The sequence below is a fragment of the uncultured Gordonia sp. genome, assembly GCF_937858515.1.
GTDB lineage: Bacteria > Actinomycetota > Actinomycetes > Mycobacteriales > Mycobacteriaceae > Gordonia.
This window is the reverse complement of record NZ_CALLZT010000146.1, coordinates 17,072-42,791: the sequence shown is the minus strand read 5'-3', so window position 1 is coordinate 42,791 and position 25,720 is coordinate 17,072. Positions and strand designations below refer to the sequence as shown.

Sequence of the window (25,720 nt, the reverse complement as noted above, 5' to 3'; positions counted from 1 at the left end):
CGGGCGTACGGAAGGACAACGGTGACAGCAACTTTCGATGCCGATCTCGATGAAGACGCCCGCGTCATCGCCGAGACCGCGGCGGCCTTCGCCGCCAAGAAGATCGCGCCGTTCGCGCTCGAATGGGACCAGACGCACCACTTTCCGGTCGATGTCCTGCGGGAGGCCGCCGAACTGGGCATGGCGGCCATCTACTGTGCCGAGGACGTCGGCGGAAGTGGACTGTCCCGGCTCGACGGCGTTCGGATCTTCGAGCAACTCGCACACGCCGACCCGGCCGTCGGCGCGTTCCTGTCGATCCACAACATGTGCACGTGGATGATCGACCGGTACGGCACCGACGATCAGCGTCGCGCCTGGGTGCCGCGGCTGGCGTCGATGCAGGCCGTCGCCAGCTACTGCCTCACCGAGCCGGGCGCAGGTTCGGATGCGGCGGCGCTGGCCACCCGCGCCGTACGCGAGGGCGACGACTACGTGCTGACCGGGGTCAAACAGTTCATCTCCGGAGCCGGAGTCTCCGACGTATACGTCGTCATGGCGCGCACCGGCGGTGGCGGTCCCCGCGGCATCTCCACGTTCATCGTCGACCGGGACACGCCCGGGCTGAGTTTCGGTGCGCAGGAGCGCAAGATGGGCTGGCATGCCCAGCCCACCGCGCAGGTCATCCTCGACGGGGTGCGGATTCCGTCGTCCCGGCTGCTCGGCAACGAGGAGGGTATCGGTTTCGGAATCGCGATGAACGGGCTCAACGGCGGCCGGCTCAATATCGCGGCCTCCTCGCTCGGCGGGGCGCAGTCGGCGTTCGATCGCGCCGCGGCGTACGTCGCATCGCGAGAAGCGTTCGGTGGCAAGCTGATCGACGAGCCGACGATCCGCTTCACCCTCGCCGACATGGCCACCGCGCTACGCGCATCGCGGCTGATGCTGCACGACGCCGCGCGGGCCCTCGACAACGAGGCACCCGACAAGGTCGAGCGCTGTGCGATGGCCAAACGTTACGTGACCGACGCCTGCTTCACGGTGGCCGACCAGGCGCTGCAACTGCACGGCGGCTATGGCTACCTCGCCGAATACGGACTGGAGAAGATCGTGCGCGACCTGCGGGTGCACCGGATCCTGGAGGGCACCAACGAGATCATGCGCGTCGTCGTCGGTCGTTCGATCGCCGCACGATTCGCCGAATCCTGACCGGCCAAACCTGACACCGAACGTGCGCATTGCGTGACAATATTTATCGACAACCCGATGCGAAAGCGATGAACCAATGACGACGATAGCTTTTCTGGGACTGGGTAACATGGGCGGACCGATGGCCGCCAATCTGGTGAAAGCCGGGCACACGGTGCACGGATTCGATCCGGTACCCGCCGCGGTCGAGGCCGCGGAAGCCAACGGCATCAAGGTGTTTCCGACCGCCGTCGAGTCCGTGGTGGGTGCCGAGGTGGTGATCACAATGCTCCCGAGCGGATCGATTGTGAAGACCCTGTACGCCGAAATCCTGCCGGCCGCCACTTCCGGTGCCCTGTTCATCGACTCGTCGACCATCTCCGTCGACGATGCCCGCCGCATCAACGCCCAGGCGAACGACCGCGGCTTCGCGCAGGTCGACGCGCCGGTGTCCGGTGGTGTCAAAGGTGCGGTGGCGGGCACCCTGGCTTTCATGGTCGGCGGCACCGAATCGGCGTTCGCGGCGGCCCGCTCGACGCTGGATCCGATGGCGGGCAAGATCATTCACTGCGGTAGCGCCGGTGCGGGGCAGGCGGCCAAAGTGTGCAACAACATGGTGCTGGCCGTGCAGCAGATCGCCGTCGGCGAGGCGTTCAAGCTGGCTGAGAAACTCGGCTTGTCCGATCAGGCGCTGTACGATGTGATCACCGGTGCCACCGGCAACTGCTGGGCCGTGCAGACCAACTGCCCGGTGCCCGGACCGGTGCCCACCTCGCCGGCCAACAACGACTACAAACCCGGCTTCGCCACCGCTCTGATGAACAAGGACCTCGGCCTGGCGATGGACGCGGTGACCAGCACCGGCGCCCGGGCCCCGCTCGGTACGCATGCCGCGCAGTTGTACCGGGCGTTCGCCGAACAGCATTCGGATCTGGATTTCTCGGCAATCATCAAGACGCTTCGCTAGGGATCACCAAGACGCTTCGCTGAACCGATCTTCAGAAATCACCGGCGTCGTGGCGCAGCGAGTTGATCGCGGCCACGAGGCCGGTGATCTGTTCCGGCGGGATGCCCACGCTGCCGAACACTTCGCGGTTGAGGGCCGTGGTGGCCTCCTCGGCGGTGGACCGGCCCACGTCGGTGATCTCCACCAAAGTGGTGCGCCCGTCGGTGGGATGCGGTTGCCGCCGCACCAGACTCGTCTCCTCGAGCCTGCGGATGGCATGGGTGACGCTGGTGACGTGTACTTGCAAACGGTCCGACGCCTTGGTGATCGGCAACGAGCCGCTACGTGAAAAGGCAAGCAGGCGAAGCAGTTCGAATCGGGCGAAGGTGAGGTCGTAGGGCCGCAGCACCGACTCGACCCGGGCCAGCAGGATCTGGTGCGCGCGCATCACCGAGGTGACCGCCACCATTCCGTCGGCGACGTCACCCCACCCCGCTTCGGTCCAATTCACCCGGGCCTGCTCGATGGGATCGAATCTCATGCTGCGCCCGGCCATGGGATTCAGACTAGAGCGTGTCTCCCATATCCACCGTGCAAAGGGATATGGGAGACACGCCCTAGACATCCGAGGACACTCCGGTGCAGCGGATCAGGCGCACGAGCCGAACAAGTTCACGGTCGTCGGTTGCGGATCTACGATGGACGCGTGAACGGAGAGACTGCCCGGCCTGATCCCACGAGGCCGGTTTCCCCGAGGGCCGCCGTCCAGAGATTGGATCGTCCGGGCCCCGACCCTCAGCGTCGCGATCCCATACGTCCCGACCCTCAGCGCCCCGACTCTCAGCGCCTCAATCCTGAGCGCCTCAATCCCGAGCGCCCCAATCCCGAACACCCCAATCCCGAACGCCCCAATCCCGAACGCCATCGTCCACGATCGGGACCGTCCCCACGCGGCCCGATGCCTCCGCGCCCGACCGGTGCCGGCGATCGGCCGCCCAGCCGTCCCTTTGCGGCTCAGCCGCCGAGTCAGCCCTTTGCGGCGCAGCCGCCGAGTCAGCCCTTTGCGGCGCAGCCGCCGAGTCAGCCGTTCGCCGCGCAGCCGCCGAGCCAGCCCTTTGCGGCGCAGCCGCCGAGTCAGCCGTTCGCCGCGCAGCTGCCGAGCCAGCCCTTTGCGGCGCAGCCACCCAGTCGGCCGTTCGCGGCTCAGCCGCCCGGTCCGCCGCGTCCCGGCAGGCCTCCCGGCCAGCCGTTTCCCGGTGAGTTCGGACCTGCGGGGCCGGGTTTCGGTCAGGGCGGCTACCCGGTTTCCGACGGATCGCAGTTCGATGCCCCCGACGGTGCCGGTCGGCCGGACCTCGGATGGTTGCCCATCGGCAGGCTGCGGCGCAGGCCCCGACAGCGGGTGCGGCGCAGGCCCCGGCTGCCGGGTCGGTCGACGATCCTGGTGCTGATCTCGGCGCTCGCCGGCCTGGTCACCTACACGATGGGTTTTGTCGACTGGGTGTCGTTCGACGGCTCCACCGCCGGGGACGACCTGAGCCGGTGGGGTGAGGGCCTGACGGCGCTGCCCGGCTTCTTCTCCTACGAGGTCCTGCTCAATCCGGGCAAGTTCCTGATTTTGATGGGTGCGCTGGCGGTGGCCGCGGCACTGCTGGTGGTGCCGGCCTATCGGCGGGCGTTGCCGGTGCTGGCCGTGCTCGCCTCCGGTGGGTGGCTGGCGTTGCTGTCGGCGGTGCTCACTCTGCCGGTCGTCGTCGATGTCGGCGCCGGTGCGATCATCGCCCTGGTCACCGGCTTCCTGCAGGCGGCGGCACTGGTGGCAGCGGCGTTCATACAGGGTTTGGAGCAGCGTTCCTGAACCGCTACAGCACGCGGGCGATGGCGTCGACGATCGTGTCGACCAGGGCCGTCGCGGTGTGGGCGCCGGCCTCGCCGCGGGCCTCGTCGGCTCGCACCATGATCACCGATTCGACGAGCCGGAACGGGATGGCCGAGCGCGGGTCGTCCGGGTCACCGATCGCCTCGCCGGCGAGCGTTGCGTACACGGCGGCGAGTTCGGTCCGGGATCGGCGGAAGTCGCCGAACCGTTCGGCGGAGATCTCGGGCAGTAGATAGAGCGCGCCGAGGTTCCACCGGCTGTCGGCCAGTTGCCGGACGTCGAAGCGGGCGAGGTCGAGCAGCCGGTCCAGTGCGGGCCCGTCGCCGTCGAGCAACCGCCGGGCATGGTCGAGGGAGCCTGTGACGGTCGTGTCGAGCAGCGCGGCGAGGATGTCGTCCTTGGTGGCGAAGTAGTGGTACATCGATGCCTGCCGGATTCCGACGGCTTCGGCGATCTTGCGGGTCGATGTGCCGGTGTAGCCATGGGTGGTGAACAGTTCGGCGGCGGCGTCGAGGATCTCGTCGCGTGCGGTGGGTCCGGAGCGCCTGGGCTGGACGAGTCGCGGCCGTCCCGGGCCCGGTTGGGCACGTTCGGTGGGGGCGGTCGTCGATGGCCGTGGCATGGCACCCAGCGTAGGACACCGCCGGCGCCGGCGATCGCCGGTGAGCCGCGTAACACAACCGTAGTGTTCGGTAGCGCGCCCGCAACATTTCTGTCATTCGACAGAAAAGGTGCGGGAGTTATCTATCACTCGACAGATACTCGGCTCGACGACGAGCCTCACCACCAGTGAGGATGCCCATGACAACCACAGCGACACCCGAATCGGCGCCTTCCTACGCGAGCTCGGACAAGGCGGGCTCGGGCGGGGTCCCGGCGGGGAACGACGCCGACGACCTGTCCGAGCTCGGATACCACCAGCAACTCCATCGATCACTCGGCAAGTTCGCCTCGTTCGCCGCCGGGTTCTCCTTCGTGTCGATCCTGACGACGATCTTCCAGCTGTTCGGCCTGGGCTTCGGTTTCGGCGGTCCCGCCTTCTTCTGGACCTGGCCGATCGTCTACGCCGGCCAGTTCCTCGTGGCCCTGTGTTTCGCGGAAATCGCGGCACGCTACCCGATCTCGGGCGCAATCTACCAGTGGTCGCGGCGGATGGGCGGTGAGGTGATCGGCTGGTTCGGCGGCTGGTTCATGATCATCGCGCAGATCGTCACCGCGTCGGCGGCGGCCATCGCGCTACAGGTGGTGCTGCCGACCATCTGGTCCGGTTTCCAGATCATCGGCGACGACACCGCGCTGACCAGCACCAGCGGTGCCGCCAACGCCGTGCTGCTGGGTTCGGTCCTGCTGGTGATCGTGACGACCATCAACTGCGTGGGCGTGCGCTGGATGAGCCGGGTCAACAGCATCGGTGTCACCTGCGAACTCATCGGTGTCACCGCGGTGATCCTTGCCCTGTTCACCCACGCCCAGCGTGGCCCCGACGTCGTCTTCGACACCGGTGCGCCCGGTCAGCAGCCCGGCTACATCTGGGCGTTCATCGTCTCCGGGCTGATGGCCGCCTACGTGATGGTCGGTTTCGGCTCGGCCGGTGAGCTCGCCGAGGAAACGCACAATCCGCGCCGGGTGGCGCCGCGCACCATCCGGCTGGCGCTGACGGTGTCGGCGGTCGGCGGTGGCCTGATGCTGCTCGGCGCGCTGATGGCCGCCCCCACGCTCGACGACGAACTCGCGATCGGCGGTCTGCCCTACGTGCTCGACTCGGTGCTCGGCAGCTTCTGGGGCAAGGTACTGCTGTGCGACGTCGCCGTGGCCATCCTCATCTGCACCCTCGCCATCCAGACGGCGTGCTCGCGGCTGATGTTCTCGATGGCCCGTGACGGCCGGCTCCCGTTCTCCAAGCAGCTCGCCCACATCAACGAGCGCACCGGAACCCCCATCGCCCCGTCGATCCTCATCGGAGTGCTGTGCATCGCGGTGCTGCTGGTCAACGTCGGCAACGCGGCCATCTTCACCACCCTGGCCAGCGTGTGCATCATCCTGATCTACCTTGCCTATCTGGCAGTCACCGGACCGATGCTCTACCGGCGCTTCCAGGGCTGGCCCCGCCGCAGCGAATCCGATGCTCCCGCAGTCGATGCGGACGGTAAGAAGCTGTTCAGCCTCGGCCCGTTCGGGATCGTCGTCAACCTGCTCGCGGTGATCTACGGGGCGCTGATGGTGGTGAACCTGTCTTGGCCTCGTGCCGAGGTCTTCGACCCGGCCGGTGAGATGCCCGTCCTGCGCTGGGCCGGCCCGATCTGCATCGCCGCAACCGTGATCGTAGGCATCGCCTGCTACCCGCGCGGCAAGGAGCATCCGAAGCCGGTCAAAGTCGGTTTCTAGCAATATTTTTCGATACTCACTCCAGGAGTGTTCATCATGATCACCGCCACCATCACTACCGCCACCACCACCGGCGCCCGTGACCATGCCCGGGCACAAGCGTCGGCGCACACCGACTCGATGCCGGTCGTCCCGGCCCGCGACTGGCCCACGCCGCCCGTCGGTGTCGACGCCGAGCGGCTCACCTGGGCCGAGACCGTCCCGGGTGGGCGCTACACCAGCAAGATCTTGGCCCGGGGAACCCGAATCCGATTGCGCGACATCGACGGCGCTGCTTGCGCGCACCTGCTGCTGTGGCGCGCCGACGCACCGTGGGAGCGGCTGAACGTGGCTGACACCGTCAAGGTGCCGTGGCAGGCCTACCTTGGTGCCGGACATCCGCTGCTCAGCGATCAGGGCCGGTTGCTGGCTACGATCGTCACCGACGATTCGGGTCATCACGACGCCCTCTGCGGTACTTCCACACTCGCCGGCAATGGTGCGAAGTACGGTGCGGGGGAGGTGTATTCGGCCAGCCCTGCCGGTCGGGAACTGTTCACCCTCGCGGCGGCCAAGAACGGTCTGACGCCCACGGACATCCCGCCCTCGGTGTCGTTCTTCCACGGTGTCGTCGTCGAGCCCGACGGTTCGCTGACATCGAAAGGTTCTGCCGGACTGAACAAGTCGGTGGAGCTGATCCTGCACCTGCCGTGCATCGTGGCCATCGCCAACACCGCCCACCCCCTCGATCCGGCGCCCCGGTTCGCCACCGGACCGCTCCAGGTGCTGGCCTGGCGGGCGGCGGCCGACCTCAACGACGTGCTCGCCGGCGACCACGACCCCGAATACCGGCGGGCCGCCGACAACACCGAGGACGCCTGGGCCGCCGCGCACCTCCCGTCGTAACCACCGTGCCACTGCGAAGAAGCGAGCAAAATATGACCACCGCAACAGATTTCACGCAGCTGTCGGCCACCGCAGCAGCCCTCGTACCCGGTATCGTCGTCGCCGATGTCATCGTCACCGACCGTGCCCCGTGGTCCGGGGTCGTCGCGGCCGGCGACACCCTGACCATCGTCGACCTGTACGGAAATCAGGCCGTCGATACGCTCTTCTACGGTGCCGCCGATCATTCGCTGCGATACTCGGCGCAGACGACGATCGCCGCGCAGGGCAACATCTTCCTGACAACGGGATCGGTTATCCGCGACCAGGAATCGCAGCCGATGATGACGATCGTCGCCGACGAGGTGGGCAATCACGACACCATCGGCGGCGCCTGCTCGCAGGAATCGAACACCCTGCGCTATGGCCACCACACCAAACATCAGCACGCGTGCGTGGAGAACTTCCTGATCGAGGGCAGCCGTCACGGGCTCGGCAAGGCCGACCTGGTGGGCAATATCAACTTCTTCATGAATGTGCCCGTCGATCCCGACGGATCGCTCGGCATCGTCGACGGACTGTCGGCGCCCGGTAAGCGGCTGGCGTTGCGCGCCGACACCGACACTCTGGTGCTGATCTCCAACTGTCCCCAGATCAACAACCCGTGCAACGGTTTCGATCCGACCGCGATCCGGCTGATCATCACCACGCCCGGCGTAGACGGACAGGTGTAGCCGTGGCGATCTGTGAGGTCCTGCGCGCCGGGCCGATGACGACGATCCAGGACTGGCCCGGGCGCCTGGGTTATTGGAAGGTCGGCGTGCCGCCGTCGGGTCCGATGGACGACCTGTCGTTCCGGCTGGCCAATATGGCCGTCGGCAACTCCGCCGACGCGGCCGGACTCGAGGCGACACTCATGGGTCCGTCACTGCGATTCGACGAGCCGGTGGTGGTGGCGGTGACCGGCGCGCCGGTTCGTGTCTCGGTTGGGGAAAATTCAGTGCCGCAATGGGTTCCGATTAAGCTGGCTGCGGGCGAAGTGCTCGGTGTCGGCGCTGTCGGTGAGGTGGGCATGCGCGTCTACATCGCCGTCGCCGGTGGCATCGACGCCGACGCCTACCTGGGGAGCCGGTCCACCTTCACCCTGGGGCGTTTCGGCGGACAGCACGGCAGACCGCTGGCCGACGGCGATCTCCTGACCTGCCCCGGACCCGCGGTATCGGCCCGCACGCCGCGCCGAATCCTCAGCGATGAGCAACCGGCCCTCACCAACGACTGGCAGCTCGCGGTGACGATGGGTCCGCATGGTGCGCCGGAGTTCTTCACCGACACCGACATCGATGATCTGCTGGGCACCGCGTACGAGGTGCACTTCAATTCCGACCGCACCGGGATCCGGTTGACCGGTCCGCAGCCGCGCTGGGCCCGTACCGACGGCGGCGAGGCCGGCCTGCACCCGTCCAACATCCACGACACCGCCTACTCGGTGGGGGCGCTCGACTTTACCGGCGACACACCGATTCTGCTCGGCCCCGACGGTCCGAGCCTCGGTGGATTCGTGTGCCCGGTGACGGTGGTGAGCGCGCAACGCTGGAAGCTGGGACAGCTCAAACCCGGCGACACAGTCCGGTTCGTGCCGGTGCGCTCGGAGCAGACCGCCTCGCCCGCGGTCACCGGTGCGGCACGGCGCGCGCACATCGTCGAAGTACTGTCGCCGGGCGGTGACGAGGACGCGGGCGTGCTGGCCACCGGGTACACCCGCGACGGCGCCACGACTGTCACGTACCGGCGCTCCGGTGACGACAACGTTCTCGTCGAATACGGCGACATGGCACTCGATCTGGCGTTACGGGCCCGCGTGCACGCGCTGGCCGAACGGATCGACGCCGAAAAGCCGTCCGGTCTCATCGATCTCACGCCCGGCATCCGGTCGTTGCAGGTGAAGGTGAATCCCGATGTGCTGCCGCAGCACAAGCTGCTGGACTGGCTCACCGAATGCGAGAGCCAGTTGCCCGCCGCCGACGATCTGGTCGTGCCCAGCCGCATCGTCGAACTGCCGTTGTCGTGGGACGATCCGGCGACGCGGGAAGCGATCGAACGGTACATGCTGGGTGTGCGTTCGGATGCGCCGTGGTGTCCGTGGAACATCGAGTTCATCCGCCGCATGAACGGGCTGAACTCGGTGGACGACGTGTACCGCACCGTATTCGACGCGAGCTATCTGGTGCTCGGCCTGGGAGATGTGTATCTCGGTGCGCCGGTGGCAGTTCCGCTCGATCCCCGGCACCGGCTGGTCACCACCAAGTACAACCCGGCCCGCACCTGGACGCCGGAGAATGCCGTCGGAATCGGCGGGGCATATCTGTGCGTGTACGGGATGGAAGGCCCGGGCGGATATCAGTTCGTCGGCCGCACCACCCAGGTATGGAACCATCGGCATCCGTTGCCGACACCAGGGTTCGACCCCGAAAACCCTTGGTTACTACGCTTTTTCGACCAGATTCGGTGGTATCCGGTCGGTGCCGACGAACTGCTGGATATGCGTGCCGACGTCGCGGCGGGACGCGGAAATGCCATGCGGTTCACCGACACCACGTTCTCCCTCGCCGAACACCAGCGATTCCTCGACAGCAATGCCGGGGACATTGCCGACAAACGCACCCTGATGGAGCAGGCCCGCGCCGAGGAACGCCGACGCTGGTCACTGCAGGGCGAATTCGCTTCCGGTGGAACGACTACCGAGTCAGCTACCGTGGAACCGCGCGAGGAGAAGGTCGCATGAGCAGGCTCACAGAGATCTACGAGCGGATAGACGCCGCCGACCGTCCGGAGGTGTTCATCACGCTGCGCGCGTTCGCCGACGTCGAACGCGACTACCGGGTATCAGTGGCGGCGGGCGGACCACTGGCCGGAACAATTCTGGCGGTCAAGGACAATGTGGACGTCGCCGGTCTGCCCACCACCGCGGCCTGTCCCGGATTCGCCTACGATCCGCCCGACGATGCCCCCGTGGTCGCGGCGCTGCGTGCGGCGGGTGCGGTGGTCATCGGCAAGACCAACCTCGACCAGTTCGCCACCGGACTCGTCGGCACCCGCAGCCCCTATGGGGTGGTACGGGATTCGCGACGGCCCGATCACATCTCCGGTGGTTCGAGTTCGGGTTCGGCGGTCGCGGTGGCGCTTGGCTTCGCCGACATCGCCATCGGCACCGACACCGCCGGATCGGGCCGCGTACCGGCCGCGTTGCAGGGGATCGTCGGTATCAAACCCACGCTGGGGGTGATCTCCACGCAGGGCGTGGTGCCGGCCTGCGCGAGCTACGACGCGGTGACCGTCTTCGCCGCCGACATCGACCTGGCGGACCGGGCCATGGCAGTGATGGCCGGGGCCCGCGGCCCACGCACCTTCGCCGACGCGGGCGGGCGGATACCACTTGCCGCACCCGAACAGCCGGTGGTGGCGATCCCGGCTGAGCTTCCCGAACTCGACGATGACTGGCGCGCAGCATTTTCCGACGCGGTGGTCCGGGCACAGGAATGCGGGATGCGCGTCAAGGCGATCGACCTGTCGTCATTTCTGTCCGCGGCGAAACTCCTGTACGACGACGCGCTCGTGGCCGAACGCGCCGACGCGGTGGGGGATTTCCTCGCCGCCGCGGACCCGGACCGGGCTGGAATCGATGCCACGGTGGCCGGAATCATCACCGCCGCAACCCGATTCTCCGCCGTCGACCTGTTGCGCGGTCGCCGCAGACTCGACGCGCTGAAAGTCGAGGCGATGGCGCAACTCGACGGCGTCGACGCGCTGCTGGTGCCTACCGCCCCATACCATCCGACGATCGAGCAGGTGTCCGCCGACCCGGTGGGCGTGAACTCACGCATGGGCACCTACACCAACTTCTGCAACCTTCTGGACCTGTGCGCCGTGGCGGTTCCCGCCGGAACCGCTGGTGACGGAGCACAGTTCGGGGTCACCTTCCTCGGCTGGGCACACCACGATGCGGCGGTCGCCGACCTCGCGCGGCGCTTCACCGGCGCCCCGGAATCGGTGTCGTGGCCCGAATGCGCGGGTGCGCCCGCCGTCGAACTGGCGGTGTTCGGAGCGCATATGCGGACCGGACCGCTCACCCACGAACTGTCCTCGCGGGGTGCGCGGTGGGCAGGAGAGGTCAGCACCGCACCGTCGTACCGTCTCGTCGCCCTCGACACCGTGCCGCCCAAGCCCGGCCTGATCCGCGACCCCGGCAACGGTCGGACGATCCGAGGCGAAACATGGCTCCTACCATCGCAATCGCTCGGCGACTTCCTGGCCGCGCTGCCCTACCCGATGTCCCTGGGCCAGGTGGAACTAGCCGCAGACACCGGGTCACGAATGGGCCGCTGGGTGGTCGGTTTCGGCTGCTCCGCAGACGCAGGGACCGCCGCCACCCCGCTGGACACCGATCGCTGGCCACTGCCGGGCCCGGTCTCAGCTGAGTAGGGCGGTCAGGTTGCGGCGCAGCGTGTCCCGGTAGCGGGCCACGTTGTCGAGTTTGATGTGCTCGTAGCCGCGCACCATGTCGGGCAGCGACAGCAACTCGGTGACCGCCGCCTTGTCGCCCGCACCTATCCGACCTGACCGCCATGCGTTAAGCACCTGCTCGATCACTTCGCGGTACTCGCCGATCAGTTCCCGTTCGGTGCGCCGTACGTCGGTGTGGCCGAACGGATCCAGTGCGGTGCCGCGCAGCCGCTTCATCCGGGCCAGTCCGGACAGCGCCGGACGCGCCCAGCGCCCGAAGCCGACTTTGTGGTCGACGCCGACGGCCCGAAGGGTCGGTGGATGCAGCCGCACCGCCGTCGATGCGTCGTGGCCGTAGGTGCGGGCGACGGTCTCGGCGAACACCGGGTCGGCGGTCAGCCGGGCCACCTCGTACTCGTCCTTGTAGGCCATCAGCTTGTACAGATAGCGGGCCACCGCGTCGGTGACCTCCGATCCCATTCCGGAGTCATCCACGCGGGCAACCAGATCCAGATACTCGCGGGCGTAGGCGCGGTCGGCGTAGGCCACCAGTTCGTCGTAGCGACGGACAGTCACCGCGGTTACCGCCGGATCGGTGATACCGGCCGCGAGTACCGCCCGCACCGCATCGGAGGATGCCTCGATCTCGGCGTGCAGATTGCGCGAATCGAGCACGGCCGCAAGCGTATCCTGGTCGGCCACCGACTGCCTGCCCCGGCGGAACGCCTGCACGTTGGTGTTCACGGCGACACCGTTCAGCTCGATCGCCCGCTCGATCGACGCCGCACTCACCGGCAGCGCGCCGGCCTGACAGGCGGCCCCGACGAGCAGCATATTGGCGAACTGTTCGTCGCCGAACAGCGCCTCGCTGGTCGCCACCGCATCGAGGTACACCGCCCGGGCCACATGCTCGTCGATCGCCGAATGCACGGCCGTGTCCGCCGGAAACCCGACCGTCGTGTCGATGACCATCGCGCCGGTGGGCATCCTGGTCGTCGACACCACCGCTGTCGTCCGATGTGCTTCCGTCACTTTCAGATTGGCAGGATCGGTGCCCACCAGCGCATCGCACACCAGATACAGGTCACAGGTCCGGGCGGCCACCTTCGCGGCCTCCTCCACCGGCTCGGCGCTGATCTTCACATCGCTGACCACGGCGCCGCCCTTCTGCGCCAGCCCCGTCATATCGACGGTGCGCGCCGAACGCCCGTCGAGCGTCGCCGCCATCGCCACGATCTGCGACACGGTCACCACCCCGGTCCCCCCGATCCCGGTGATCCGCATCGAGAACGTCCCGGTCGTTCGTGATGCGGGCGCCTCATCCATCGGAGGGAGATCCCCGAGGGGCTTGCGCTCCCGACCCGTGCCCGGCGTGACCGTCACGAATGCCGGACAGTCCCCGTCGAGGCACGAATAGTCGAGATTGCAGGAACTTTCGTCGATGCGGGTCTTGCGGCCGAATTCGGTCTGCACCGGTTGCACCGACAGACAGTTCGATTTACGGCCGCAGTCGCCGCAGCCCTCGCAGATGCGTTCGTTGATCATCACCCGGGTCGTCGGCGTATCCTGTTGTCCGCGCTTGCGTTTGCGGCGTTTGTCGGCCGCGCACTGCTGATCGTGGATCAGCACCGTCACACCGGGAACCCCGGCCAGTTCGCCCTGGGCGTCGAGCATCTCCTCGCGCGGGCGTACCCGCACCTTCGTGGACCCGCCGCGCAACATCCGCCGGGTGCGTCCCGGATCGTCGGAGGTTACCACCACACGCGAAACCCCTTCGGATACAAGCAGTGACACGAGGTCGGCGAGCCCGGGGCCACCGATCGCCTCCTGTCCGCCGGTCATCGCGACGGTGCCGTTGTAGAGGAGTTTGTAGGTGATGTTCGCACCCGACGCGATGGCGGCCCGCATTGCGAGCGATCCCGAGTGCGCGAACGTCCCGTCGCCGATGTTCTGCACGAAATGGTCCTGAGACACGAACGGCGCCATCCCGATCCACTGGGCGCCCTCACCGCCCATCTGGGTGGTGCCGACGACATCCCCGACCTGCCGCGGGTCCATGATCAGAACCATGGCGTGACAACCGATCCCGGCTCCCACGAGGGTGCCGTCGGCGACCTTGGTGGAACTGTTGTGCGGACATCCCGAACAGAAGTACGGGGTGCGTACCGCCAACGGCAGCTCGATCCGGGTGCGCCGGCGTCCCTCGGTGTCCAGCCACGCCCGCGCCGCCGGAACATCGTGATGCTCGGCGAGTCTGCCTGCCAGGCCACGGGAGACCGCGTCGACGTCGAGTTCACCGAAACGGGAGAACAGGGTGGAGGCATCCTCGTTGGTCTTGCCGACGATCGCAGGCGCACCCGGGTGCCGGAACAGGATGTCGCGCAACATGGTTTCGACGAAATCCCGCTTCTCCTCGACGACGATGATCTCGTCGAGCCCGCGCCCGGCGGCGGTGGCGCCGATGAACTCGTGCACGATGACCGGGTCGAGTGGATACACCATGCCCAGCTTGAGGATCCGGATTCCGAGCCGGCGCAGGTCATCGTCGCCGATCCCGAACAACCGCAACGCATTACGGACATCGAGGTAGGTTTTTCCGGCGGCGACGATGCCGATCCGGTCGTCGGGGGAGCTGACCACGATCCGGTTGATCCGATTGCGCCGGGCGTATTCGAGTGCCCGCGGAACGCGGTCGGCAACCAGGCTGCGTTCCATTTCCATGAGCGATGCCCCGAGCAGTCTGCCGCTGGGCACATGCGGGCTGCGGCCGATGAGTTCGGGAACGAGCCGGTCGGGATGTACTCGGGCCGTCGACGCGCCGTCGGCGACCTGCGCGGAGATCTTGAGGGCCGTCCAGAGCCCGCCGGCCCGGCTCATCAGCGCCGCGTGCACGCCGAAGTCGAGGATGTCCTGCGAATCGGCCGGATACAGGGTGGGGATGTACAGGTCGGCCAGCGCCATCTCCGACGCCGACGGCACGGTGGAACTCTTGGCACCCGGGTCGTCGCCGACGATCGCGACCGCACCGCCGTCGGGGTGGGTGCCCACCAGGTTGGCGTGCCGGATCGCGTCGGTCGCCCGGTCGAGGCCGGGTGCCTTGCCGTACCAGTAGCCCACGACTCCCTGGACGCCTGAGTCCGAACTCAGCCCGATGCCGGCCGCGAGCTGCGATCCCATGACCGAGGTGGCGGCCAGTTCCTCGTTGAGCCCGGGGCGGTGCACGACGTTCAGCGGTTCGAGGAGTGCGCGTCGGCGTCCGAGTTCGAGGTCGAAACCGGCCAGCGGCGAGCCTTCGTACCCGGAGATGAACGAGGCGGCACGCAGTCCGCTGCGCCGGTCGAGGCGGGTCCGGTCGGCGATCATCCGGACGAGCGCGGCGATGCCGGGAAGGTAGACGGTGCCGTCTTCGCAGGTGTACCGGTCATCGAGCCGCGGCGGAGAGCCGGGTGCACGCGGGCGGGAGGCGGTCTGGTCTTGCCCTTTCTGATCGGGCGCGGTCGCGGCCGGGGGCCGGTGCGGTGTGAGGGTCATGGGATCACCAAGCCTTCTCTGACGTCGTCCCGATGCCTGTTCGGCGGTCAGGTGCGACTATTTCGGGGTGAACCGCGGGGTGGTGGGTTCACCGCCATCGTAAACCGCAACTGTGATCTGCCACACCATCCGTTGGGGCGACGGGTACCGTGAGAGGCAGCGTGTTCGTGGAGTTGAAGCCGACGCAACCATAGGGGTGCCATGTCTGCTGTGCTGTCGTATGCCAAGGGTGAGGACGTCCCCGAACTGCTCACGGAGACGATCGGGGTCACCCTCGCGCGAACCACCGAGACTTTCGGCGCCAACCTCGCGCTCGTCGATGCCGCCGACGGCAGGCAGTGGACCTACACCGAGTTCCGCCGCGATGTGCGCGCGGCGGCGGCCGGTCTGTTGCGGATCGGCGTGCGGGTGGGCGACCGCGTCGGGCTGTGGTCGCCGAACCGAGCCGAATGGCCGATCGTGCAGTACGCCACGGCGGAGATCGGCGCGATCCTGGTCAACATCAACCCCGCCTACCGGCAGACCGAACTCGAGTACGCGCTGAACCAGTCGGGGGTGGGCGTCGTGCTGGCCACCGACCATTTCAAGGATTCGGAGTACGCGGCGATGCTCGCGCAGGCGCGGCCGGCCTGCCCGGCTCTGCGTGAGGTGGTGCTGTTCGACTCGCCGGGATGGCAGGCCATGCTCACCGAGCCGACCGCCAACGAACTGGCCGAGGTCGATCAGGTCGCGGGCTCGTTGTCACCCGACGATCCGATCAATATCCAATACACCTCGGGCACAACGGGTTTTCCCAAAGGGGCGACACTCAGTCACCGCAATATCGGCAACAACGGCTATCTGGTCGGACGGTTGCTCGACTACACCGACGCCGACCGCATCTGCCTGCCGGTGCCGTTCTATCACTGCTTCGGCATGGTGATGGGAAATCTCGCGGCCACCAGTCATGGTGCGGCGATGGTGATCCCGGCACCGGCCTTCGACCCCGAGGCCACGCTGCGGGCCGTCGAAACCTACCGCTGCACCAGCCTGTACGGCGTGCCGACGATGTTCATCGCCGAACTCGACCTGCTCGACCGCGCAGGAGATGGCTCCTACGATCTGTCGTCGCTGCGCACCGGGATCATGGCCGGATCGCCGTGCCCGGAGCACGTGATGCGCCGCGTCATCGACGAGATGCACATGTCGCAGGTGTCGATCTGCTACGGCATGACCGAGACGTCACCGGTGTCGACGCAAACCCGCGTCGACGACGAACTGTCGCTGCGGGTGGGCACGGTCGGGCGGGTGGGTCCGCATCTGGAGATCAAGATCATGGACCCGGTGACCGGCGAGACGGTGCCGCGCGGGGAGGTCGGCGAGTTCTGCACCCGCGGCTACTCGGTGATGATCGGCTACTGGGAACAGCCCGACAAGACCGCCGAGGCGATCGACTCCGACGGCTGGATGCGCACCGGAGACCTGGGGGTGATGCGCGAGAACGGTTACACGGAGATCACCGGCCGCATCAAGGACATGGTGATCCGCGGCGGCGAGAACATCTTCCCGCGGGAGGTCGAGGAGTTCCTGTACACCCACCCCGACATCCTCGACGCCCAGGTCATCGGCGTTCCCGACGACACCTACGGCGAGGAACTGATGGCCTGGATCCGCTTGCGCGAGGGCGCCGCCGGGCTGACCGCCGAGCAGGTGCGCGAGTTCGCGGCGGGCAAGATCGCCCGGCACAAGATCCCCCGGTACGTACACATCGTCGAGGCCTTCCCGATGACCGTCACCGGCAAGATCCGCAAAGTTGCGATGCGAGAGGAATCAATCGGCCTGCTCCGCCACCAACCTTCTTGATCCCTGAGGCCGAAGCGAGGAACGAGCGGTCAACCTTCTTGATCCCTGAGGCCGAAGCGAGGATCGAGCGAGGGACGCGTTGGGTCCGGTGAGACGACGGCATGAACCGACCACCGCACAACCACCGCAACCGAACGACATCCGGCCTCAGGCGAGTGCGTGCTTGCCCGCGGGGTTGTTGCTCTCTTCGAGCGCGCGCCGGCCGATACGGTCGAGGGTGGCCGTGACGTCGGCGGTGAGGTTGTCGTCGTCGGAGCCCTCGGGCAGCCAGTCGCGGACCTGCTCCACCAGCCAGTCGCGCCAGGCGCGGGCCAGTATCTCCACCTCGGCGCTGCCGGTATCGGTCAGGGTCAGGACATCGCCTTCGCGGGTCAGGTAGCCGGCGTCGGCGATACCGTCGTAGAACGAGGTCAGGACGCCCTCCGGAAGCCCGATGCGCTGCTCGAGTGACGACTGGGTGGCGGTGACGCCGAGGAATTGTGATCGGATGCCGACGGTCAGTAGGCCCCACGCGGTCGCGACATCGATCTCGCGGCCGGTATGCGCCAGGACGTTGCGCAGGATCCCCTCGCGCCCGTTACGCCGCAGGATCCGGCCGACGATGGTCTCCAATTGCACACGGCTGCTGCCCTGTTCGGGCATTCCGAAGCCTTCGGACGGGCCCGATGCGCTCTCCTTGGCGGCCTCGCGCATGGGCACCTGCGGCAGGAAGACGGCCAGGACCAGCGCCAGTATCGCGACAGGAACGACCCACAGGAACACGCCGTGCAGGGCGTCGGCGTAGGCGTGGATGATCGGCGCTCTCTGTGCCTCGGGCAGCGCGTGGAGGCCGGTCGGTGTGGTCGCCGCCGCCGGATCGGTCAGCTTCGCGGCCATGATCGCCTGCGGCAGTTCCGATCCCAGCTTGTTGGCGTACAGCGTGCCCATCACCGAGGCACCGAACGACATGCCGAGGGTGCGGAAGAACGTGACCGCCGACGTCGAGGTACCCAGATCCGAATAGCTCGCGGTGTTCTGGACGACAAGCGTGAGCACCTGCATCGTCAGACCGATGCCCAGTCCGATGACGAAGATATAGATCGAGGTCACCAGGATCGAGGTGTTCTCGTCCATGAGTGAGAGCAGATACAGCCCGAGCGCGATCACCGCGGAACCGGCGATCGGGAACATCTTGTACTGCCCGGTCTTTCCGACGTAACCGCCGGCCACGATCGAGGTGATCAGCAGGCCGATCACCATCGGCAGCATCCGGATTCCTGAATCGGTGGCCGAAGTGCCCTGCACGTATTGCAGGAATGTCGGCAGGAAGGTCATCGCACCCATCATCGCGAAGCCGACGATGAACGACAGGATCGAACAGATCGTGAACACGCGCTGGGAGAACAGGTGCATCGGCAGGATCGGTTCTGCCGCACGGCGTTCGACGAGTACGAAGATCACGAAGCTGATGACCGAGCCGACGAACAATCCGATGATCTGGACCGAACCCCAGTCGTATTCCGAACCGCCCCACGACAGACCGAGGGTGACCGCGACCGCGCCGAGGGACACGAAAACGATACCCAGGTAATCGATCTTGGACTGGACGCGCTCGTTGATACCCGGAATGGTCTTGAGCGCCAACGGAATGACGATCAGCGCGATCGGCACGTTGATGTAGAACGCCCAGCGCCACGACAGGTGATCGGTGAACAATCCGCCGAGCAGCGGGCCGATCACGGTGGTGACGCCGAACACCGCGCCGAGTGCGCCCTGGTATTTTCCGCGGTCGCGCAACGGGATCACGTCGGCGATCAGCGCTGTCGCGGTGACGGTGATCGCGCCACCGCCGATGCCCTGCACGGCACGGGCGATGATCAGCCAGGCCATGTTGTTCGCCAGGCCGCAGAAGAACGAGCCGACGATGAACACGACGACCGCGCCGATGAAGATCGACTTGCGCCCGTACAGGTCGCCGAACTTGCCCGCGAGGACCGTCGACACGGTTTGGGCGAGGAGATACGAAGTGACCACCCAGCTCATGTGCCCGCCGCCGCCGAGGTCACCGACGATGGTGGGCAGCGCTGTCGACACGATGGTCGAGTCGAGTGCCGCCAGCAGCATGCCGACGACGATCGTGCCGAAGATCCAGTTTCGCTGGGCCGGCGATACGGCCTGGCCCCCGGGCGATTCGGTTGTGGTGGATGTCACAGGTCCTCCTCGAAGTTGGCGACATCCTAACAACGCGATCCGGGCTCCGGCGCTGGTTGACGCGCGCCCGGCGCGTGTCCGGGCATTTCCGGCATCCCGCGTACCCGGACACCTTTGGTCATCCGCAGGTGCACCTTTCGGTGACGGCCGACACATGGTAGGTTCCATTTCAGTTAATCATTGCTAACTGAGAGGTGGACGGTGACCAGTACGCTCAGCTACCGCGCCACGCACGAGGCGAACGTCGCCGGCCTGCGCCAACGCCTGCGCAAGGTTGCCGAGGGCGGCGGCCCGGTCGCCCGGGAGCGGCACCTGTCCCGCGGCAAACTCCTGCCCCGTGACCGCGTCGACGGTGTGCTCGACGTCGGTTCGCCGTTTCTGGAGGTGGCACCGCTTGCCGCCGGCGGCATGTACGACGACAAGGCGCCCGCGGCCGGTGTCATCGCGGGGGTCGGGCGTATTCACGGCCGTGAGTGCATGATCGTCGCCAATGACGCCACCGTCTCGGGCGGCACCTACTACCCGATCACCGTCAAGAAGCACCTGCGCGCGCAGGAGATCGCCGCCGCCAACCGGCTGCCGTGCATCTACCTGGTCGACTCGGGCGGTGCGATGCTCCTGCAACAGGACGAGGTCTTTCCCGACCGGGACCACTTCGGCCGCATCTTCTTCAACCAGGCCACCATGAGCGCCGCCGGCATCCCGCAGATCTCGGCCGTACTCGGATCATCGACCGCGGGTGGTGCCTACGTCCCGGCGATGAGCGACGAGACCGTGATCGTGCGAGGTCAGGGCACCATCTTCCTGGCGGGCCCACCGCTGGTGAAAGCGGCCACCGGAGAAGATGTCTCGGCCGAGGACCTCGGCGGAGGGCTGATGCACTCGTCGGTGTCCGGGGTGACCGATCACCTCGTCGACAACGACGAACAGGCCCTGGCCAAGGTGCGCGAGATCGTCGCGACCCTCGGGCCTCGTCCGGCGGCACAGTGGCAGACCGAGCCGCCTCGTGAGCCGCGCCGTGCCCAGACCGACATCTACGACGTCGTGCCGACGGACTCCCGAACTCCGTATGATGTACGCGAAGTGATCGAGATCGTCGTCGACGGCGGCGACTACACCGAATTCAAGGCGCTCTACGGCACCACCCTGGTCACCGCATTCGCCCATATCCACGGCCACCCTGTGGGCATCATCGCCAATAATGGGGTGCTGTTCAGCGAATCCGCTCTCAAGGGAGCACATTTCATCGAATTGTGCGATAAGCGCAGCATTCCGCTGGTGTTCTTGCAGAACATCACCGGGTTCATGGTCGGGCGTGCCTACGAGGAGGGCGGCATCGCCAAGAACGGCGCCAAGATGGTCAATGCCGTTGCCTGTGCACGGGTTCCGAAGTTCACCGTGATGATCGGCGGATCGTTCGGCGCGGGCAACTATTCGATGTGCGGTCGCGCCTACAGCCCCCGATTCCTGTGGAGCTGGCCCAATGCCCGCATCTCGGTGATGGGCGGTCCGCAGGCCGCCGACACCCTGGCGACGGTGCGCCGCAACCAGATCGAGCGCCGTGGCGATTCCTGGGGCGCCGATGCCGAGGAACAGTTCAAGGAGCCGATCCGCGAGCAGTTCGAGCGGCAGTCCGACGCCTACTATTCCAGCGCGCGGCTGTGGGACGACGGGGTCATCGATCCCGCCGACACCCGCACAGTGCTGGGGCTGGCCCTGGAAACCTGCCGCTACGCACCCCTTTCCGACGTCTCCTACGGCGTCTTCCGAATGTGAGCCACAGCGTGACCGATCGAGATATCCACACCGTGCTCATCGCCAATCGCGGTGAGATCGCCTGCCGTGTGATCGCCACCCTGCGTCGTATGGGAATACGAAGCGTCGCAGTGTATTCCGATTCCGACACCGGTGCCCGGCATGTTGCCGAGGCCGACGTAGCGGTGCGGATCGGGCCCGCGTCAGCCGCCCATAGTTACCTCGACATCGACAAGATCGTCGGAGCCGCCCGCGCCACCGGTGCCGACGCGGTGCACCCCGGCTACGGATTCCTTTCGGAGAACCAGCGATTTGCCGCCGCTCTCGAAGCCGAGGGCATCATCTTCATCGGCCCTCCCGCCGGGGCTATCGCCACGATGGGCGACAAGATTACCGCCCGCGCCGCCGTCGTCGAACGCGACGTTCCGGTGGTGCCCGGCATCTCGCGGCCCGGACTGACCGACGACGACCTCATCGGGGCCGCCCCCGGTATCGGATTCCCCGTCCTCATCAAACCGAGCGCGGGTGGCGGGGGTAAGGGAATGCACCGCGTCTCGGACCCCGCCGAGCTGCCCGCGGCTGTGCAGCGCGCGCGGCGGGAGGCGGCGTCGGCGTTCGGTGACGACTCGCTGTTCCTGGAACATTTCGTCGACACCCCCCGCCACATCGAGGTGCAGGTTCTCGCCGACAACCACGGCAACGTGATCCACCTCGGCGAACGCGAGTGCTCGCTGCAGCGACGGCATCAGAAGGTGATCGAGGAGGCGCCGTCGGTACTGCTCGACGAGGCCACCCGCGCCCGCATCGGGCAGGCTGCCTGCGATGCCGCCCGCAGCGTCGGCTACTCCGGCGCCGGGACGGTCGAGTTTATCGTGTCGAGCAAGCGGCCCGGCGACTTCTTCTTCATGGAGATGAACACCCGCCTGCAGGTCGAACATCCGGTCACCGAATTGGTCACCGGTGTCGACCTGGTGGAACAGCAGATCCGGGTGGCCCGCGGCGAGGTGTTGTCGCTGACGCAGGACGACATCGTGCTCACCGGCCACGCAGTGGAGGCCCGCGTCTACGCCGAGGAGCCGGCCGCCGGGTTCCTGCCCACCGGCGGCACCATCGTCCACCTCGAAGAACCGCGCGGGGTGGGGGTACGGGTCGATTCGGCGATGCTGTCCGGACTGGTCGTCGGCAGTGACTACGATCCGATGCTGGCCAAGGTCATCGCGCACGGCGCCGATCGGGCGCAGGCACTTGAGCGGCTCGACGCCGCACTTGCGCACACCCGGGTGCTGGGGGTGGTCACCAACATCGACTTCTGCCGGTACGTCCTGAACCGGTCCGAGGTCATCGAGGCCCGCCTCGACACCGGATTCCTCGATCGCTTGGTGGTGGATTACGCACAGCCACAACCTGTTCCGGAAGCACTGGCGCTGGTCGGACTGTGCCGCACCGGAACCCGCGAACCGGATCCGTGGCGCAACGCGGTCGGCTGGCGGATCGGCGGCCCCGCGCCCGTGATCGCCCGTATCGCAGACGGTGCCGATGCTTACATGGTGTCGATCGTCATCGACGAGGCGACGGCGTCGTCGCTGTGCGGCACCGCGACCGTCACCCACGACGACGGACGCGACCCGTGGACGGCAAACGTGGTGTATCACGAATTCGCGCAGGGGGTTTCGCGCCTGATTGTCGACGGTGTGAGTCAGTCGTGGTCGGCCGCCGAGGTGGACGGCGCCTGGTGGATCTCCGGGGTGCCGGGCACCTGGCGGTTCACCCTGGCCCGCTCGGTCCTCGACGAGGCCGCCGGCGCGCACGCCGGTGACCTCGTCAGCCCGATGCCGGGCACGGTCGTCGCTGTCCCGGCCACAGACGGCGCTGCCGTCGCCGCCGGCGAACCGGTCGTCGTGGTGGAGGCGATGAAGATGGAACACACGCTGACCGCCCCCGTCGACGGCGTGGTCGCCCTGTCGGCCAAGGCCGGCGACAAGGTCGCCGCGGGCCAGATCCTCGCCACCGTCACTGCGGAACAGAAGGTTGAATGACATGGAATTTACGCAGGAATACACCGATCTGATGCACACGGTTCGTGACTTCGCGCAGACCGTCGTCGCCCCGGTATCGGCCAAACACGATGCCGAGCACAGCTTTCCGTACGAGGTGATCGCCAAGATGGGCGAGATGGGGCTGTTCGGCCTGCCGTTCTCGGAGGAATACGGCGGTATGGGTGGTGACTACTTCGCCCTCGCGCTCGCGCTGGAGGAACTCGGCAAGGTCGACCAGTCGGTGGCAATCACCCTGGAGGCGGGCGTCGGGCTCGGGGCGATGCCGATCTACAAATACGGCACCGAGGAACAGAAACAGAAGTATCTGCCGGATCTCCTCGCGGGCAAGGCACTCGCCGGTTTCGGGCTCACCGAACCGGGTGCCGGTTCGGACGCCGGAGCGACGGTGACCAGCGCGAAACGGGACGGCGACGAATGGGTCATCAACGGCGCCAAACAGTTCATCACCAATTCGGGTACCGATATCACCTCTCTGGTCACCGTCACCGCGGTCACCGGTCGCAAAGACGATGGCCGCAAGGAGATCTCGACGATCATCGTGCCTGCTGGGACTCCCGGATTCACCGCCGAACCGTCGTACAACAAGGTCGGCTGGAATGCCTCCGACACCCATCCGCTGTCGTTCTCCGATGTCCGGGTACCGGTGGGAAATATGCTCGGGAAGCAGGGCCGCGGTTACGCCAACTTCCTGTCGATCCTCGACGAGGGCCGCATCGCGATCGCCGCACTGGCCACCGGAGTGGCGCAGGGCTGCGTCGATGAGAGCGTGAAATACGCCAAGGATCGGCGGTCGTTCGGCAAACCGATCGGACAGTATCAGTCCATCTCGTTCGCGATCGCCCGGATGGAGGCACGCGCGCACGTGGCCCGTACCGCCTACTACGACGCCGCTGCCAAGATGCTGGCCGGCAAGCCGTTCAAGAAGGAGGCGTCGATCGCCAAGATGATCTCGTCGGAGGCGGCGATGGACAACGCGCGGATGGCCACGCAGATCCATGGTGGCTATGGATTCATGAACGAATATCCGGTGGCCCGGCACTACCGGGACTCGAAGATCCTGGAGATTGGTGAGGGCACCACCGAGGTGCAGTTGATGCTCATCGCCCGTGAGCTGGGCCTCACCTGAGCGCTCTCCCTGTGAAACAGCACACGGTGCTCTGATATACCAGATGGGTCATAGTCGTGAAAAGGATGTGAGGATGATGAGCGAGCGCATAGTGCAGCGCGGCCTGTGGTTCGAGGAATACGACATCGGTGCGATCTACGAGCACCGGCCCGGCCGGACGGTTACCGAGGCCGATAACGTCCTGTTCACGACGCTGACGATGAACACGCAGGCGCTGCACCTGGATGCTGCGTGGTCGGCGCAGCAGCCGGGATTCGGCGGGCAGCGGCTCATCAACTCCATGTTCACCCTCTCGACCATCGTCGGGTTGTCGGTGGCGCAACTGACGCAGGGCACGCTGGTGGCCAACCTTGGATTCGGTGAAGTGGCCTTTCCCGCACCGCTGTTCGCCGGTGACACCCTGTACGGCGAGACCGAATGCACGGGAAAACGCGAATCGAAGTCGCGTCCGGGTGAGGGCATCGTCAACCTGACCCATATCGGACGCAATCAGCACGGCGAGATCGTTGCCCGCGCAACACGTTCGACACTTGTCCGCAAACGTCCGGTGGAGTGAACAGATGACGGATTTCCCGACCGATGCGTGGACGCCACCCGGGCCGGCGATGTTGTTCTGCCCGGCCGACCGCCCGGACCGCTACCAAAAGGCGCTGAGTCGGGCCGATGTGGTGATCCTGGACCTCGAAGACGCTGTGGGACCGGAGAATCGGCCCGCGGCCCGCGAAGCACTCATCGCCAACCCGATCGACCCGGACCGGGTGGTCGTGCGCATCAATCCGGCCACTACCGACGACTACCGCCGCGACCTGGCGGCCGTGGCGAAAACCGACTACCGGGTGGTGATGCAGGCCAAATCCGAGACACCCGAGTCGGTGATCGAGACCGCGCTGGCGACCATCGCGCTGGTGGAGACCCCGATCGGGGCCACTCGTGTCAACGAGATCGCCGCGGTCGAGAACTGCATCGGATTGATGTGGGGCGCAGAGGATCTGGCTGCCGGTCTCGGCGGTAAGTCGAGTCGCTTCGGGGCCGGGGAGAAGAATCCCGGCACGTACCGCGAGGTAATGCGCTGGGTGCGGTCGGCCACCCGGCTGGCCGCGGCGGCATACGGCAAGTTCGCCGTCGACTCGGTCCACCTCGACATCGACGACGTCGAGGGGCTGGTCGACGAGATCCGGGACGCCGTCGCGCTCGGCTACGCCGCGACCGCGTGCATCCATCCGTCCCAGGTAGCTCACATCCAGGCCGGCTACCGGCCCACCGACGACGAAATTGATTGGGCCAAAAGGGTTGTCGCCGGTTCGCAGGAACATCTCGGCGGGGTGTTCTCGATGGACGGGCAGATGGTGGACGGGCCCGTGCTCAAGCAGGCGCGGGCGGTGCTCGCGCGAGTGGGAACCGGCAAGGTCTGACCGAAACCCCACCGATGAGGGCCGGCATCGCAATTATTGCGATGCCGGGGGCTATCGGTGGGGTTT

The 25,720-nt window shown here is 66.8% G+C and carries 18 protein-coding genes; 14 read left to right on the top strand and 4 right to left on the bottom strand.

Features of this window, described 5'->3' with window-relative positions; all coding sequences use genetic code 11:
• Positions 1-21: 21 nt before the first annotated feature.
• Positions 22-1,188, top strand: coding sequence for an acyl-CoA dehydrogenase family protein (locus tag Q0627_RS14245; RefSeq protein ID WP_291014919.1), 1,167 nt, complete (start codon positions 22-24; stop codon positions 1,186-1,188).
• Positions 1,189-1,264: 76 nt separating this feature from the next.
• Positions 1,265-2,134, top strand: coding sequence for a 3-hydroxyisobutyrate dehydrogenase (gene mmsB, locus Q0627_RS14240; protein ID WP_291014917.1), 870 nt, complete (start codon positions 1,265-1,267; stop codon positions 2,132-2,134).
• Between the two features lie 31 nt (positions 2,135-2,165).
• On the opposite strand, the gene Q0627_RS14235 is transcribed toward mmsB, so the two are convergent.
• Positions 2,166-2,669: a MarR family transcriptional regulator gene (locus tag Q0627_RS14235; protein ID WP_291014914.1), complete on the bottom strand. Its 504-nt coding sequence runs from the start codon at positions 2,667-2,669 to the stop codon at positions 2,166-2,168.
• Between the two features lie 402 nt (positions 2,670-3,071).
• Between Q0627_RS14235 and Q0627_RS14230 the strand changes: the two genes are divergently transcribed.
• Positions 3,072-3,971 (top strand): DUF5336 domain-containing protein, encoded by a 900-nt coding sequence (locus tag Q0627_RS14230; RefSeq protein WP_291014912.1) that lies wholly within the window; start codon positions 3,072-3,074, stop codon positions 3,969-3,971.
• Positions 3,972-3,975: 4 nt separating this feature from the next.
• Here Q0627_RS14230 and Q0627_RS14225 read toward each other — a convergent pair whose 3' ends face one another.
• A complete protein-coding gene (locus Q0627_RS14225; RefSeq protein WP_291014910.1) occupies positions 3,976-4,614 on the bottom strand; it encodes a TetR/AcrR family transcriptional regulator in 639 nt (212 codons plus the stop codon).
• Between the two features lie 179 nt (positions 4,615-4,793).
• Here Q0627_RS14225 and Q0627_RS14220 point away from each other — a divergent pair, with 179 nt between their 5' ends.
• The 5 genes from Q0627_RS14220 to atzF are packed head-to-tail and all read left to right on the top strand — an operon-like array spanning position 4,794 to position 11,720.
• Positions 4,794-6,377, top strand: a complete 1,584-nt coding sequence (locus Q0627_RS14220; protein WP_291014908.1) for an amino acid permease — start codon at positions 4,794-4,796, stop codon at positions 6,375-6,377.
• A gap of 36 nt (positions 6,378-6,413) precedes the next feature.
• Positions 6,414-7,262, top strand: coding sequence for an urea amidolyase associated protein UAAP1 (locus Q0627_RS14215; RefSeq protein WP_291014907.1), 849 nt, complete (start codon positions 6,414-6,416; stop codon positions 7,260-7,262).
• Positions 7,263-7,294: 32 nt separating this feature from the next.
• Positions 7,295-7,975, top strand: a complete 681-nt coding sequence (locus tag Q0627_RS14210) for an urea amidolyase associated protein UAAP2 (protein WP_291014905.1) — start codon at positions 7,295-7,297, stop codon at positions 7,973-7,975.
• Positions 7,976-7,977: 2 nt separating this feature from the next.
• On the top strand, positions 7,978-10,023 hold the full coding sequence (locus Q0627_RS14205; RefSeq protein WP_291014903.1) for a 5-oxoprolinase/urea amidolyase family protein: 2,046 nt from the start codon (positions 7,978-7,980) through the stop codon (positions 10,021-10,023).
• On the top strand, positions 10,020-11,720 hold the full coding sequence (gene atzF, locus Q0627_RS14200; protein ID WP_291014901.1) for an allophanate hydrolase: 1,701 nt from the start codon (positions 10,020-10,022) through the stop codon (positions 11,718-11,720). The genes Q0627_RS14205 and atzF overlap by 4 nt, the downstream gene beginning before the upstream one ends.
• Here the strand turns inward: atzF and Q0627_RS14195 are convergent.
• Positions 11,709-15,272, bottom strand: a complete 3,564-nt coding sequence (locus Q0627_RS14195) for an indolepyruvate ferredoxin oxidoreductase family protein (protein ID WP_298810848.1) — start codon at positions 15,270-15,272, stop codon at positions 11,709-11,711. The genes atzF and Q0627_RS14195 overlap by 12 nt on opposite strands.
• A gap of 201 nt (positions 15,273-15,473) precedes the next feature.
• Between Q0627_RS14195 and Q0627_RS14190 the strand changes: the two genes are divergently transcribed.
• Positions 15,474-17,114 carry an AMP-binding protein gene (locus tag Q0627_RS14190; RefSeq protein WP_298810845.1) on the top strand — a complete coding sequence of 547 codons (1,641 nt, stop codon included), beginning with the start codon at positions 15,474-15,476 and terminating at the stop codon, positions 17,112-17,114.
• A gap of 147 nt (positions 17,115-17,261) precedes the next feature.
• Here the strand turns inward: Q0627_RS14190 and Q0627_RS14185 are convergent, their stop codons facing one another.
• Complete coding sequence (locus tag Q0627_RS14185; RefSeq protein ID WP_298810843.1) at positions 17,262-19,304, bottom strand: MDR family MFS transporter; 2,043 nt, start codon at positions 19,302-19,304, stop codon at positions 17,262-17,264.
• A gap of 201 nt (positions 19,305-19,505) precedes the next feature.
• On the opposite strand from Q0627_RS14185, the gene Q0627_RS14180 reads away from it, so the two are divergent.
• The 5 genes from Q0627_RS14180 (at position 19,506) to Q0627_RS14160 (ending at position 25,654) form a co-directional block, all read left to right on the top strand.
• Positions 19,506-21,080, top strand: coding sequence for a carboxyl transferase domain-containing protein (locus Q0627_RS14180; RefSeq protein WP_298810840.1), 1,575 nt, complete (start codon positions 19,506-19,508; stop codon positions 21,078-21,080).
• An 8-nt stretch (positions 21,081-21,088) separates the two neighbouring features.
• On the top strand, positions 21,089-23,095 hold the full coding sequence (locus Q0627_RS14175; RefSeq protein ID WP_298810837.1) for a biotin carboxylase N-terminal domain-containing protein: 2,007 nt from the start codon (positions 21,089-21,091) through the stop codon (positions 23,093-23,095).
• Position 23,096: 1 nt separating this feature from the next.
• Positions 23,097-24,242 (top strand): acyl-CoA dehydrogenase family protein, encoded by a 1,146-nt coding sequence (locus tag Q0627_RS14170; protein ID WP_298810833.1) that lies wholly within the window; start codon positions 23,097-23,099, stop codon positions 24,240-24,242.
• 76 nt (positions 24,243-24,318) lie between these two features.
• Positions 24,319-24,798: a MaoC family dehydratase gene (locus Q0627_RS14165; RefSeq protein WP_291020354.1), complete on the top strand. Its 480-nt coding sequence runs from the start codon at positions 24,319-24,321 to the stop codon at positions 24,796-24,798.
• Positions 24,799-24,802: 4 nt separating this feature from the next.
• Positions 24,803-25,654 carry a CoA ester lyase gene (locus tag Q0627_RS14160; RefSeq protein ID WP_298810831.1) on the top strand — a complete coding sequence of 284 codons (852 nt, stop codon included), beginning with the start codon at positions 24,803-24,805 and terminating at the stop codon, positions 25,652-25,654.
• The last annotated feature ends 66 nt before the right edge of the window (positions 25,655-25,720 follow it).

Excerpts from the sequence above, each read along its gene's own strand:
- mmsB (WP_291014917.1), top strand. The coding sequence starts at position 1,265 with ATGACGACGATAGCTTTTCTGGGACTGGGTAACATGGGCGGACCGATG.
- Q0627_RS14235 (WP_291014914.1), bottom strand. The coding sequence starts at position 2,669 with ATGGCCGGGCGCAGCATGAGATTCGATCCCATCGAGCAGGCCCGGGTG.
- Q0627_RS14230 (WP_291014912.1), top strand. The coding sequence starts at position 3,072 with ATGCCTCCGCGCCCGACCGGTGCCGGCGATCGGCCGCCCAGCCGTCCC.
- Q0627_RS14225 (WP_291014910.1), bottom strand. The coding sequence starts at position 4,614 with ATGCCACGGCCATCGACGACCGCCCCCACCGAACGTGCCCAACCGGGC.
- Q0627_RS14220 (WP_291014908.1), top strand. The coding sequence starts at position 4,794 with ATGACAACCACAGCGACACCCGAATCGGCGCCTTCCTACGCGAGCTCG.
- Q0627_RS14215 (WP_291014907.1), top strand. The coding sequence starts at position 6,414 with ATGATCACCGCCACCATCACTACCGCCACCACCACCGGCGCCCGTGAC.
- Q0627_RS14210 (WP_291014905.1), top strand. The coding sequence starts at position 7,295 with ATGACCACCGCAACAGATTTCACGCAGCTGTCGGCCACCGCAGCAGCC.
- atzF (WP_291014901.1), top strand. The coding sequence starts at position 10,020 with ATGAGCAGGCTCACAGAGATCTACGAGCGGATAGACGCCGCCGACCGT.
- Q0627_RS14195 (WP_298810848.1), bottom strand. The coding sequence starts at position 15,272 with ATGACCCTCACACCGCACCGGCCCCCGGCCGCGACCGCGCCCGATCAG.
- Q0627_RS14190 (WP_298810845.1), top strand. The coding sequence starts at position 15,474 with ATGTCTGCTGTGCTGTCGTATGCCAAGGGTGAGGACGTCCCCGAACTG.
- Q0627_RS14170 (WP_298810833.1), top strand. The coding sequence starts at position 23,097 with ATGGAATTTACGCAGGAATACACCGATCTGATGCACACGGTTCGTGAC.
- Q0627_RS14165 (WP_291020354.1), top strand. The coding sequence starts at position 24,319 with ATGAGCGAGCGCATAGTGCAGCGCGGCCTGTGGTTCGAGGAATACGAC.
- Q0627_RS14160 (WP_298810831.1), top strand. The coding sequence starts at position 24,803 with ATGACGGATTTCCCGACCGATGCGTGGACGCCACCCGGGCCGGCGATG.